We start from the raw sequence: 11,914 nt of genomic DNA, 5'->3' as shown, positions 1-11,914 counted from the left end.
AGCCTTGGCGATGATGCCCGGCTCGACGGGGATGAGTAAGAGACGCAGAGAAAACCCAAATTCAACAAGGTTTTCGCGCCGTCGTACCGTCTCGTAGAAAGACAGGCCGTGGCGTAGGTCGATCCGCATCGGAACGGATAAAAATCATGGTGGAACTTGTGAAACGCCCGATTTTGACAACAGTGTAACAATGACTGATTCGGTGTCGCAGCCGTCAGAGGATGAATTGTGCTGGGCGCGGCTCACGGACAAGCAGCGCGCTTGTCTCGATCTTGTGCTTGAGCATCAGACCTCAAAGCAGATTGCGCGGCGGCTCGACATCTCGAAACAGGCCGTCGATCTCAGGCTCACGACCGCGCGCGATATTCTGGGAGCGGACAGTAGAGCCGAGGCGGCCGTCCGCTATGCGCGTCTCAAACGGACCTATGACCGAATACCATGGGATCCGATCATACTACCGCCGCAGGCCAGACTGATGCCATCCGATTTCCCGGACGGAGAGCCGGCCGCATTGGCGCTGAACGATCATGCATCGCTCGCCAAGCATCCCAATGCGGTCGACCCGCCGTTCAAGGGTCTCTGGAGGCGCGATCACGCGCGTTCGAGCAAAGTCTGGATCATGGCGGCGATGTTCGCCGGATTGATCCTGCTGACGCTGGCGGGGGTGACGATCGGTGAAACGCTCACCCGTCTGATTTCCGGCTGATCCTTTCATCCTGTCTGTCACCAATAGGCCGGAGCGATGCTTCCGGCAGAGGAGAAGTCATGTCCCAAGCACTTACAATCACGGCAGCCCGTCTGATCCGCGACGTACCCGCCGCCGAAGTCAGGATCGACGATGCACTCATCGCAGTGTCTTCGCTGATGACCAGCGTCGTCACCGCGCGGCGCGACACCGCCGGGGTGCCGGCGACCAGAGGGCAGGCAACGATCCGCCGATTGATGAAGGCGCAAATGGCGCTGGTCGATGTCAGCGGCGATATTCTGCGGGTTCATGGCGAACTCGCCGATATCGGGCGCGAGACGGCGGGTTATGACCTCCATGAATGCCCGTCGATCGCGGAGGCGGGAACGAGCGTGCGGGCGGCCGCAGCCTGACGCCGGTTGACCGGGAGCGACAGCCGTGAAAGTTTCAGGGCATGCGCATCGCCTTGTTTCTCGCTTTCTTGGCTGTTGCTGTCGGCTATGCCGCCTGGAAGGGCGGCGGGCCGGAACGGACGATGGCGGCGATCGCAGCAACGATGGTGGGCTTGGATCAATTGCTCCACCTGTTCGTTCCGCCGACCTTCGCTTCACTCGACACCGGTCATCTCGCGATCGACCTGTTTGGAGCCGCATCCACCGTCACGCTCGCGCTGTTTGCGCATCGCTTCTGGCCCATGTGCATCGCCGTCTTGCACATGGTCCCGCTCCTTGCGCACTCGAGCCGGATTCTCGACGTGGCGCTGCATCCGGCAGCCTATCTCGCGATGCAGGTGGCGACGTCCTGGCCGGTGCCGGCGATCCTCATCCTCGCAACCTGGCGCCACCAGCGTCGGCTGGCGCGCGGCGCCAACGAGCCATGCTGGCAGATCTCGTCGCGGCCATCGATCCCGAGCATTGCGAGTCCCTAGCCGAGCGACTGCTCGCGGAACATCGGACACTCGCACGCCTTTTCGCCCAGTCCCCCGAAGCGCTGGCGCGAACGCTCGGCAAGGACAGCCCGGTCGGCGCGATGCTCGTCGCCGCACGGTGCGCGACATTGGAGGCCATGCGCGAAGAGCTGAGCGGTCGCGGCATCGACCCCGACAATCCCAAATTGCTGCGTTATCTCAGGGCATCGATGGGCGCGCTTCCCGATGAGGCGCTGCGCGTGCTGTTCCTTGACCCGTCGCATCGCCTCATCGCGGATGAACAATTACAGCGCGGAACGCTCGGCCATCTCGCAATCTATCCCCGCACGATATTTCGGCGAGCGATCGAACTCGACGCCGCCGCGATCATTCTCGTCCATAACCATCCTAGTGGCGACCCAGCGCCCAGCCGGTGCGATATCGAGGCAACTGAACGCCTGGCTACGATCGGACAAGCGCTCGACGTCGAGGTGCTGGAACATATCATTGTCGCGCTCTGAGGGCATCGGATGATCCTCCGGGGACGACCTGCCTCCGGTCGGACGTCTTCGCCCGGCACGCTACTTCGCGACAGAATTGCCGATTGGCGGAACTCACCCGATGCCGAGTTGGCGCTCGCCAACGCGCAGCGCGTATGGCGGCGGCGCCTTCTGCGCCGACAACTTGTCGGCGCAGAAGGCCTGTTCGGCGAACCGGCTTGGGATATGCTCATCGATCTCTTCATCCATGAGGCAGCGGCGAAATCAGTATCGACCAGCTCGCTTTGTATCGCGTCGGGCCTTCCGAGAACGACGGCCCTCAGGCTGCTGCAGCGCCTTTGCGACGAGGGACTGTTGGCGCGGGAGCCGGATCGCCACGACGGAAGACGCAATTTCATCCGGCTGGCCCCCGATCTCGCGCAACGCCTCCTGGCCTATTTCGCGGCGGGCGACGAATGATCGCCGTCCACGTCGCGGGACAATTCGTCACCAAGCTTCGGCCCGAGCTCCATCCGGCGGCTCAGCGAATCGACAAAGGCCTCCCACCGTTTCTTGCCAGTCACTTGCGCCGCCCGGAGTGCCGCGTCAGGGAGCGGGGGATTGTTGATCAGCCAGGAGCGGACGAACAGCGCGAAGCCTTCGTTCGACAATTCGACATGCCATTCGAGCCGGTCGAGTTGCCGCGACAGCCGATCGAGCCGCCGCGTCAGCACGGCCTCAAGTCGCTCCTCATGATCGGGAGTGAGCAAAGATGCGAGCGCGGCCTCGACGATGTCGGTGCGCGTGATGCGGCGGCTGCTCGCGCGTTCGTCGAGCTGGCGCGCCAGCACGCTATCGATCCGGAAGGTCCGCTTGACCGACGACTTCCTCATAGTTCGATCCCGTCGTCCGGATCCTGCGACGCCAGGCGGGCGCCGCGGCGCATCGCACCGTCGATCGCCTTGCGCTCGCGGACGGGGTCATCCTCTCGTTCCTCGGTTGCGAAATCGAACTCGCTGACATCCGGGCGAGCCTCAGATACGATATTCTCATGGTCGGCCATCGCCGGCTCCTGCCGGATACCGCTGTTGGCGTCGCTATCGTCCTCCTCGCCGTCGCTCGCATCGGGGATCTCATCATGAACTGCGATCTCGACCTTCCCGCCGGACAGGTCTTTCGGTCGTTCCAACGCGCTCCAGTCGTCGGGACGGCTTTCGCCGACTTGCGGCGGCGCGGGCGGCGGCAGGATCCGCGCCATCAATCGGGGGTCGGCATAGTATTTGGCCTTGCTCGCCCGGATCGGCGCGACGCCGGCGACCATGACGATTTCCTGATCGGGCGGCAGTTGCATGACCTCGCCGGGCGTCAGCAAGGCGCGGGCCGTCTCGGTCCGCGAGACCATCAGATGGCCAAGCCAGGGCGATAGCCGGTGCCCGGCATAATTTTTCATTGCGCGCATTTCGGTGGCGGTGCCGAGCGCGTCCGAGATCCGCTTGGCCGTCCGCTCGTCGTTTGTCGCGAAGCTGACTCGGACGTGACAATTGTCGAGGATGGCGTTGTTCTGGCCGTAAGCCTTCTCGATCTGATTCAAGGACTGGGCGATCAGAAACGCCTTGATCCCATAGCCGGCCATGAAGGCGAGCGCGCTCTCGAAGAAATCGAGCCGCCCCAGCGCCGGAAATTCATCGAGCATGAGAAGAAGGCGCTGCGACCGCGCACGCGGATTAAGTTCCTCGGTGAGCCGCCGCCCGATCTGATTGAGGATCAGACGAATGAGCGGCTTGGTGCGGCTGATGTCGCCGGGCGGCACGACGAGATAGAGCGAGGTCGCCGTCTCCCCCGCCACAAGGTCGGCGATGCGCCAGTCCGACCGCCGCGTCACCGCAGCGATGACGGGGTCGCGGTAAAGCCCTAGAAAGGACATGGCGGTCGAAAGGACGCCCGACCGCTCATTGGCCGACTTGTTGAGCAGATCCTGCGCCGCCGCCGCGACGACGGGATGGATACCCTTCTCGCCGAGATGTGCCGTCGACTGCATGATGCGCAGGGTCGAGGCGATACCGCGCCGCGGATCGGAGAGGAAGGCCGCGACGCCTGCGAGCGATTTATCCTCTTCGGCATAAAGAACATGCAGGATGGCTCCGACGAGAAGCGAGTGGCTCGTTTTCTCCCAATGGTTGCGCTTCTCGAGGCTGCCTTCCGGATCGACAAGTACGTCGGCGACATTCTGGACGTCGCGCACCTCCCACGCGCCGCGCCGCACTTCGAGGAGAGGATTGTAAGCGGCCGACGCGATATTGGTGGGATCGAAGAGCAGGACGCGCCCATGCTGGGCCCGGAACCCCGACGTCAGCTGCCAATTCTCGCCCTTGATGTCATGCACGATGCAGCTGCCCGGCCAGGTGAGCAGCGTCGGCACGACAAGCCCGACGCCCTTGCCCGACCGTGTCGGCGCGAAGCATAGGATATGTTCGGCGCCGTCATGGCGAAGATAGCTCCGACCAAAGCGCCCCAAGATGACCCCAGCCTCGTCGAGCATGCCTGCGCGGCGGATATCGCCAGCCTCGGCCCAGCGCGCTGAACCATAGGTCTCGGCGCGCTGCCGCTCACGGGCCCTCCACACCGACATGGAAATCGCGACAATGATCGAGGCGAAGCCGCCCGACGCCGCGATCATGGCGCCGCGGTAGAAAATCGGCGGCGCATAGGCATCATAGGCAAACCACCACCAGAAGAAGGCGGGCGGCGGATAGACCGGATAGTCACCGATGCGGAACCAGGGCGCGCCGAGCGCCGGCTGAAATCCAAGCGCGCCCGCGGTCCACTGCGTTGCTGCCCAGACCGCGAAGATCACGATCGAACCGACCGCAGTAATCTGTCCCCAGAGGATCTTGTCGTTCATTGCAAAATGCCTTTCTAAATGCCTTTCTAGATGCCGATGCCCCGGCCCAGCGCCCAATCGACCGAGCCGCCGGGGGACATGGTGCCGGTGATGTGCTGGCCGAGATGGCGGTCGAGCGCGGGGCGCCAGGGGACGAGCTGGAAACCCAGCCCGTCGTCGATCATGGCGAAGCGCCCCGATGCGAGCGTCACGCGCTCGCGGTAGACGCCGCTCACATAGTCGCCGGCAGCCGACGATTTGTGGGCAAGGCCGGTCCGCTCGGCAATCGATGCGGTCGCGGCTTCCAGTTCGCGCGAAGCGAGCTTGTCGATGAGCCCGGATGACAGGGTCAGCCGGTCCCCGGCGCGCGACGCCAATCCCTGCTCGACGAGATAGCGCGCCCGCTTCTCCATCGCCTGGCGGATTTCGAGACCGAAGCCATTCCCGCACGCGACCGGTTCACGGGCGACGAGTTGGCGGTCGAGCCAGGTCGCGCCGGGCGCGGTGACCTGCGACGCGAGCGGGAGGTCCGAGCGCGTCGCAAGCGACATATGCGCGCGCCCCTTGCCATCCTCCCAACTGCGGAGCTCGACGATCGAGCCCGGCCTGGCATCACCGGTCATCTCCATGTAGTTGAAGCGGATGTGATGGGTTCGCCCGTCGGCGCCGTCGACGATCGCATAGGCGCTGCCGGCAAGTTCGTCATGCAACCCCCGCTCGACAAGGCGGCCCACGATCGCGGTCTCGGGCGCGCCGTCGTGAAGCGCGAGCGCGGCGGGATCGAAGCGGCGCCCGCCGCGCGACAGCGCGCGGTGCATCGTCTTGATGATATCGCCGCGCACCGCGACCTCGCGCAGCGCCGGCTCGGCGCCGGCCCCGAGCGCCCAAAGGCCGGCGCCCTGCCGCTCGGCGAGACCCATCTGCTCGAGCCGGGCGGCGCGGCCGACCAGCAGGCCGTGCATATGCCGGTCTTCGTTCGCTGCGGGGCGCAGATCGATGACTCCGCCCGCTTCGTCGGCGAGCCTCTGCAGTCGGGCATCGAGACTTGTCCAGCGATCGGCATCGACTTCGCGCGCGAGCGCGCTTTGCATGTCGAGCTCACTGCGTGGACCGAGTTCGAGCGTTGCAAGTGCTTCGGCCCGTCCGCGAATGCCTGCGGCGATATAGCCGCGGTCGATGACGAGATCGGCGCCATCATCGGTGACGCCGCGCACGAGGATATGGATATGCGGATTGTCGGTGTTCCAATGATCGACCGCGACCCAGTCGAGGCGGGTCTGGAGATCGCGTCCCATGTCCGTCATGAGATCGCGCGTGAAGGAACGGAGATCGCCGAGATCCGCGGCGTCCTCCGGGCTCACGATCAGCCGGAAGTGATGCCGGTCGTCTTCGCAGCGCGCGGCGAAGGCATCGCGATCGGCGGCGTCGCCGCCCGCATCGAACATGCTCGCGTCGCGGCCGTCACGGGTCACGCCTTCCCGCTCGAGATAGGAGATATGACGCGCCAGCGGCGCGGCGCGAAACCGCGCGCCTTGGTGGCGGACGACGCGCGCCATGACCGTGACGCGCCGGGCGCCAGGCTGACGGCGCATCGCCGCCATGGCCCGCCGGCCCCGTCCATGCGTGCCGGTCCCGCCGCCAGCGCCGCGGCCAGGCCGCGAGCGGGTGTAGCCCGACCGCGAGGCTGCTTTGCGCACCTGCGTAGCGAGCCGCTTGCCCTTGCCTGCCGACCCTGCCCCGCGATCGCGGCTCCGTCCCGGCCTGATGCGGAAATCATGGTCGTCACCGCGCATCGGGGGCGGTGCCATACGAAAAGTTGGGAGAAAACGGCGCGTTCAACGCGATGATATGGCAGATTTCGGCAGAGCCATACGCGCAAACCCGCAGAAAACCGACCATGGAGTGCCCGAAGCTGGCACGGCTTTTATCTTGCCCTCCCCCATGTCCCTTCCAGCAAGCGACCACCGGCCCTGAGCAGAGCCTGTCAAAAAACCCAGCGGCCCCGCCGTCCGTCACCGGTCACGGCCATCGGACAAGGGAATGAAAATGGAAGCACCTGCAGCCCGGGCAGGCGCAGCCGTTCCCGACGGGCTTGCAGGTTGTGCGTCGTCAGACGGCAAATTTCGCTCAGCGAAGAGCGCCGCATCGCGCCATCCCGGCGCGGGCGACAGCATCGACGGAGCAGTTGCGGCGCTGCCTGATACATGCAATTCGGGTGCGATCTTGGCGACATAGGCGATCGTCTCAGCGGGCAGACCGCGGCGCCCCGATGCGAAGGCATCGGCGCGGCCCGGCCCCGCGTTGTACGCCGCGAGCATCAACTGAACGTCGCCATAGCGGTCCCACATCGCGCGCAGATAGGCTGCACCGGCGAGGATATTGGCGCGCGGGTCGAACGGATCCGCCCCGAGCCGATGGCGCGCGGTCAGCGACGCCCAGGTTCCGGGCATGATCTGCATCAGCCCCATCGCCCCGGCGTGCGAAACCGCACCAACCTTGCCGCGGCTTTCGGCGTGCATCACGCGCCAGATCCAAAGCTCCGGAATGCCGAAGCGCTGTGCGGCTTCGGCGACCGGTGCGGCATGAGGATGGCGCGCCGGTTGCACCGCCGCGGCAGCGGGCGGGCAAGCCAGAGGCATCGCGAATGACGCAAGAAACGCGCCGCAAGGCACGCTGACGCGAAGCGCGAACCCACCCACGAAGCGCAGCAGCAGCCCCATGGCTCAGTTCCCGGCCTGCGGTTCGGGGCGCGAACAGAGAATAGACAAATCGCCGTCGTCTGGGCCCAGGCGAACCAGATTTGCGCGCAACGGCGCAGCAAGGCTCGGGTCGTCGATCTGCAGCGCAATATATAAACCGCGCGGACCCGTGCGATCCCAACCGGCCCCGATCTCCGCACCGAGTGCGGGATCTCCGATCAGTAAGCGCCAACCTGGCGCATTCTCTTTTTCAGAATAGGCTGCCGGTGCGAGCTCGATTTGCGCGTCGAACGCGAGCGTCTTGATCGAGCCGGAATATCCTCCCGTCGTATTCCGGCGCATTGTCCCGATGATCATGATGACGTCTCCTTGCTGCGTGATGGCGGGTGGTCGGGTTCGGCGGAGCCCCAGCGAAGCGCCGCCGTCGGATGCGAGCGGGTGAGGATCGGGTGCGCGGTGCCGAGCAGACCAGCTGCCGGCATCGCCCCGAAATAGCGGCCGTCGAGGCTGTCGCGCGCCGCATTGACGAGAAAGAGTTCGTCACCGCCGACGATCCGGCAACCCGTCCAGACGGGGAGCGGACGACCGGCCCGATCGCGCGCCAGCGCGCGGGCGGCCGCGACGCCATCGAGCGTGACGAAGACGCCGGAACGACAGACGAGCGCGCCGGGAAGACCGGCGACCCGCTTCAGCATCGGCACGTCGCGCGGCAAATATCCGCGCTGCGCAAGGAATGTCCCGAGTGCGGACGGCGGGGCGATGGCGACAAGGTCGCCGAGCCGCGGCGGCGCGCCCACATCGACCCAATAGAGGCCGGTCGGAGCGCTGGCGCTCACATTCCAGAGGAAGCGCGGCGCGGGCTTGAGCCACGCAACCGCGACGAACGATGTGCTGAAGATCGCCGCGGCCGCCGCCGTGGCGCGAAGTGCCCGGCGGCTCATAACTCGACCGCCCGGCGGCGCAGCCATGCCGTATGGCGGTCACGGGAATATGGCCGGAATGGCAGCCCCGCCGAAATCCGGCTGCCGACATGGCGCCAATGATCGGGCGCCGCATCGCAGGCATCGATGCCGGTCGCTTCGACCGCGTCGATCGCCTCAAGCGCCTGTTGCACTTTCGGCCAGCCGTCGATCCGCGCGAGGATATCCGCGCCGGGATGGACGAACGGCAGCGTTGCATAAGCTTCGCCAGGCACAACCGCCGCGGCAATCGCGATGGTCGAATGGATCGTCCCGAAGTCGTTCGACGTCCAGCGCACGTAAGCAAAGACGGCGCCGGGCCGGAACGCCGCGACGCGCTTGGCGCGGCTCAAGATGCGCTCGGCTGCGATGCGGCCGAAGCGGATCCACTGCTCGTGTCGCCCCTCGATCCAGGTCATTTCGACCTCAGTGAGCGCGGTGTCACGCGGCGACGGGTGTGTGCCAGCGTTGCAATTAGCGGTTAGCCGCGGGCGCAGCGCCCGTTCAAAATCGACGCCGCGCATTAGCGCTGCACCTGCCGCGCCGGGTGCACGGTGCCGGTGCCGGGATCGGACGTCGACGAACGCCGGCCAAGTTCGACCCAGGCATCGAGTTCGTCGATCGCATAGACGACCCGGCCGCCAAGCTTGCGATAGGCGGGACCCGTTCCATAGCAGCGATGCTTCTCCAGCGTCCGGTGCGAGAGGCCGACCCGCTTTGCGGCATCGGGGGTCGTCAGAAAACGCGGTGGGTGACCGGTGGTCATGGGGGGCTCCTTCCAGCGGCCGGACCGGAAAGCGCGGGCCGGCGGGCGATGTCGCGTGGTGGCGCGAAAGCGCGCGCGCGGGGGAGCGGCAGAATTGCGGCGCTATTTTTGTCGCCCCGCCCGGTCTGCCAGCAGCGCGCGGTATCCGCCCGCCGCCAGCGCCTCGGCTTCGCGGATGAGCCGCTGGGTCCGGCGCCGCTCGGGAGAGGATTTCCACGCCGAGCCGCGGCCGACATCCAGGCGTGGATAGATGAGCCGGCGGGCGACCTCATGGCTGGTCACGTCCAGTTCGCCGCGAAGATCGAGAATCGACAGAAGCAAATCGAGGCGCTGTGCCTGGTAGGATGTCGGCCGAGACACGGCCGACGCCGACGATATGCCGCGGAGCCATCGTTCCAGATCCGCTACCGCCTGTAGGCGCGTCTCGGCCATGCCATCGCACGGAATCAGCGCAGCAAGCGCACCGTGAGCTGGATCGCAGCGCAGCCAGATCCGGTGCATGATGCGGTTTTCGCCCAATATATAATGACCGCCGTCAAGCGCGATCCGAGAGCAAAGGCGATGCGTCCAGCGAGCCGGATCGAGGCGCAGGTCAGCGGCAAAAGTCGGCGGTGCAGCGTCGAGGATCACGATATAGGGGCAGACCGCCGCGTCCCAGAAGGCTGGCGCGTCGAGCGCGGAAACACGCGGATCGACCGGGAAAGCAGAGGCCCCATCGCCGGGCCATGCCCTCCTGCGACGCCGGATCGGCCTTGCGATCCGACATCACGCTTCGATAGTCACGGCGATAGTCCGGACTGCGGCGCAGAAACTCCTGGGCGTAGCCGGGAAAGTCGAGGCGCAGCGGCCCTTCGCTTTTTGCCGTCGTCTCGATCGCCATAACAGCCTCCGGGGAGACCGAAGAGTTGGCGATATGCGGGCATGCGCCAATTCCAAGACGCGGGGATATCCATCCCCAGTAATGGGTATCCCGCCCGGCGCTGCCGGGCGGGTCCCTGCGGCTCAGTCGCCGCGGCGGGTCTGGCGGCTCCAGACCAGGTCGTGCTCTTCGCCTTCGCCCGCGAACAGTTGCGCGAAGATCGGGGCGGTGAAGCTCGGATCGTCGAGCTTGACCGAAAGATAGGGGCGCTTGTCCTGCGTCTGCTTTTCCCAGGCTGCGCCGACTTCGACGTCTCCAACGAAAACACGGTGGCTGGGAGCATTGCCGCTGGGGTCTTTTTCGGGTGCGATGCGAACCGATTTCGCCTGCACCGAGAGAGTGGTGATTTGACCCCGATATTCTCCGGAGACTTTCTTGAACGTGCCGATCTTGGCCATGTCGCATTCCTTCCTTGGCTCGGGCCGCACCATCGCGGCCTCGATGCGCATCGGTCGTCAGCGGGGGACCGGCGGTGCAGCCGCAGGCCCGCAGCGCAGCGGAGGATCGCGCCGTTCGTCTTTCTTGTTTCGCGAGGAATGGCGGCACGCCAGGGGAAGAAAGTCGAACGGCGCGGTTGCACCAAGCCGGGCCAGCGAAGCGGCGCGCTGACAGATGGCGCATGTCGAGAGGCCGCGATGGGACGGCTCTGCGGACGGTTGCGTTGCCGGTCGGCCGGGAAGCGAAGACGATGAGAGGCGGGCGAACGCCTAGCTGTGCAGCGCTGGTCGCTCGATCCCACCCCCCGGCGACAGGAGATCACGCCAACCGGCATAGCCGGTGACGACGGCGGTCAGGATGGACATGCCGCGCTGCGTCCAGGGATTGAGGTCGGCCAGCATCGCGAGCGCGACCCCAACCTGAAAGCCAGCAGCCGCGGCGGCGCCAACGAAAATCAGGATGACGCCAAGCCTGACGGCGAGCGGAGCCGAGCCGCGCGCCAGGTGCCGGCCGAGGGTATGGACGGAGACACCCGCGAGCAATCCCACCGCTAAAATGACCATCCAGCCGAAACCTTGGTCCCGAAGCGTGAAGGCCAGACCAAGCCCGGCGAAGAGTGGCAGCGCGTAAGTCGCGCAGCGAAAGAGCAGGAGAAGGCCATAAAATGCCGCAACCGCGCCAAGGATCAGCATCAGGGTCATGAACGTCCTCCCATCGGACGCGCCCGCCACCACCTCCGCAGCGCAACCTGCAGGCACAGCATAGCCAAAGCCAGCTCGGGGGAGACCCCGAACCGGCTCCAATCTGGAACCAATTCCAGACGCTTAGCGATTGAACGGGTCATATTCGCTGACGATCGTTTCGGGGTCGCCGTCGAACTCATCGAGCGGCATGACCGAATATCCGGCGCTGGTCTCGATGAGGATGATCACGGTCATCATGGTCCGGGCGAGGCTCCATCCGAGCGACTGGGCGGTGGAAAGCGGCATGGGATCAACTCCTGTCCTTGGGAGCGGGCCATTCCCGCTCGACAGGCGCCCCGCCGGACGGGGACAGGCCGCAATCACCGCGCGCGAAGCCGCGGCCCGAGCGAAGCGTGGGGACCCTTCACGGGTTGATTGAAGGAGGCCTGGCCTCGGCCAAGGGATCAGCGGCAATCGAGAGCGGGTATGGCCCGATCC

Annotated in this window: 19 protein-coding genes; 5 read left to right on the top strand and 14 right to left on the bottom strand. The window is 65.9% G+C overall.

The window, feature by feature from the left end; genetic code table 11:
• Positions 1-190: 190 nt before the first annotated feature.
• From FG95_RS17805 to FG95_RS17790, 4 genes are read left to right on the top strand one after another with little or no spacing between them, the layout of a single operon-like run.
• Entirely contained in the window at positions 191-706 is a 516-nt protein-coding gene (locus tag FG95_RS17805; protein WP_081933239.1) for a helix-turn-helix transcriptional regulator, read from the top strand.
• Between the two features lie 59 nt (positions 707-765).
• Entirely contained in the window at positions 766-1,098 is a 333-nt protein-coding gene (locus FG95_RS17800) for a hypothetical protein (protein ID WP_037557580.1), read from the top strand.
• Between the two features lie 41 nt (positions 1,099-1,139).
• Complete coding sequence (locus FG95_RS17795) at positions 1,140-1,613, top strand: hypothetical protein (protein WP_037557579.1); 474 nt, start codon at positions 1,140-1,142, stop codon at positions 1,611-1,613.
• Positions 1,562-2,113, top strand: a complete 552-nt coding sequence (locus FG95_RS17790; protein WP_052182481.1) for a JAB domain-containing protein — start codon at positions 1,562-1,564, stop codon at positions 2,111-2,113. Before FG95_RS17795 ends, FG95_RS17790 begins: the two co-directional genes overlap by 52 nt.
• A gap of 93 nt (positions 2,114-2,206) precedes the next feature.
• On the opposite strand, the gene FG95_RS21275 is transcribed toward FG95_RS17790, so the two are convergent.
• The gene (locus tag FG95_RS21275) at positions 2,207-2,341 is read right to left on the bottom strand and encodes a hypothetical protein (protein ID WP_268746870.1); all 135 of its coding nucleotides are present in this window, start codon (positions 2,339-2,341) and stop codon (positions 2,207-2,209) included.
• On the opposite strand from FG95_RS21275, the gene FG95_RS21175 reads away from it, so the two are divergent.
• Positions 2,318-2,551 carry a MarR family transcriptional regulator gene (locus FG95_RS21175; protein WP_235211616.1) on the top strand — a complete coding sequence of 78 codons (234 nt, stop codon included), beginning with the start codon at positions 2,318-2,320 and terminating at the stop codon, positions 2,549-2,551. The two genes, FG95_RS21275 and FG95_RS21175, sit on opposite strands and share 24 nt — an antisense overlap.
• Here FG95_RS21175 and FG95_RS17780 read toward each other — a convergent pair.
• From FG95_RS17780 to FG95_RS20965, 13 genes are all read right to left on the bottom strand, one after another.
• Positions 2,527-2,964, bottom strand: a complete 438-nt coding sequence (locus tag FG95_RS17780) for a hypothetical protein (RefSeq protein WP_037557578.1) — start codon at positions 2,962-2,964, stop codon at positions 2,527-2,529. The genes FG95_RS21175 and FG95_RS17780 overlap by 25 nt on opposite strands.
• Positions 2,961-4,973, bottom strand: a complete 2,013-nt coding sequence (locus tag FG95_RS17775) for a conjugal transfer protein TraG (protein WP_037557577.1) — start codon at positions 4,971-4,973, stop codon at positions 2,961-2,963. The genes FG95_RS17780 and FG95_RS17775 overlap by 4 nt, the downstream gene beginning before the upstream one ends.
• Positions 4,974-4,999: 26 nt before the next feature.
• The gene (locus FG95_RS17770) at positions 5,000-6,745 is read right to left on the bottom strand and encodes a relaxase/mobilization nuclease domain-containing protein (RefSeq protein ID WP_037557686.1); all 1,746 of its coding nucleotides are present in this window, start codon (positions 6,743-6,745) and stop codon (positions 5,000-5,002) included.
• Between the two features lie 219 nt (positions 6,746-6,964).
• A complete protein-coding gene (locus FG95_RS17765; RefSeq protein WP_443027710.1) occupies positions 6,965-7,672 on the bottom strand; it encodes a lytic transglycosylase domain-containing protein in 708 nt (235 codons plus the stop codon).
• A 3-nt stretch (positions 7,673-7,675) separates the two neighbouring features.
• Complete coding sequence (locus tag FG95_RS17760) at positions 7,676-8,008, bottom strand: DUF736 domain-containing protein (RefSeq protein ID WP_037557576.1); 333 nt, start codon at positions 8,006-8,008, stop codon at positions 7,676-7,678.
• Positions 8,005-8,592, bottom strand: a complete 588-nt coding sequence (locus FG95_RS17755; protein WP_037557575.1) for a S26 family signal peptidase — start codon at positions 8,590-8,592, stop codon at positions 8,005-8,007. Before FG95_RS17755 ends, FG95_RS17760 begins: the two co-directional genes overlap by 4 nt.
• Entirely contained in the window at positions 8,589-9,107 is a 519-nt protein-coding gene (locus FG95_RS17750) for a DUF2840 domain-containing protein (protein WP_037557683.1), read from the bottom strand. The genes FG95_RS17755 and FG95_RS17750 overlap by 4 nt, the downstream gene beginning before the upstream one ends.
• A 26-nt stretch (positions 9,108-9,133) precedes the next feature.
• Positions 9,134-9,376 (bottom strand): helix-turn-helix transcriptional regulator, encoded by a 243-nt coding sequence (locus tag FG95_RS17745; RefSeq protein WP_037557574.1) that lies wholly within the window; start codon positions 9,374-9,376, stop codon positions 9,134-9,136.
• A 102-nt stretch (positions 9,377-9,478) separates the two neighbouring features.
• Positions 9,479-10,006, bottom strand: coding sequence for a DNA -binding domain-containing protein (locus tag FG95_RS21170; RefSeq protein WP_052182480.1), 528 nt, complete (start codon positions 10,004-10,006; stop codon positions 9,479-9,481).
• Positions 9,969-10,256 (bottom strand): transcriptional regulator domain-containing protein, encoded by a 288-nt coding sequence (locus FG95_RS20350; RefSeq protein WP_197411505.1) that lies wholly within the window; start codon positions 10,254-10,256, stop codon positions 9,969-9,971. Before FG95_RS20350 ends, FG95_RS21170 begins: the two co-directional genes overlap by 38 nt.
• A gap of 122 nt (positions 10,257-10,378) precedes the next feature.
• Positions 10,379-10,693, bottom strand: a complete 315-nt coding sequence (locus FG95_RS17735) for a DUF736 domain-containing protein (protein ID WP_037557681.1) — start codon at positions 10,691-10,693, stop codon at positions 10,379-10,381.
• Positions 10,694-11,002: 309 nt separating this feature from the next.
• Entirely contained in the window at positions 11,003-11,434 is a 432-nt protein-coding gene (locus FG95_RS17730; protein WP_058539111.1) for a hypothetical protein, read from the bottom strand.
• A gap of 123 nt (positions 11,435-11,557) precedes the next feature.
• Positions 11,558-11,722 (bottom strand): hypothetical protein, encoded by a 165-nt coding sequence (locus FG95_RS20965; RefSeq protein ID WP_167919412.1) that lies wholly within the window; start codon positions 11,720-11,722, stop codon positions 11,558-11,560.
• Positions 11,723-11,914 lie beyond the last annotated feature (192 nt).

The sequence above is a fragment of the Sphingopyxis sp. LC363 genome (assembly GCF_000756385.1).
Classification (GTDB): domain Bacteria; phylum Pseudomonadota; class Alphaproteobacteria; order Sphingomonadales; family Sphingomonadaceae; genus Sphingopyxis.
Note: the sequence above shows the minus strand (reverse complement) of the source record. Positions and strands in the feature narration are given on the sequence as shown.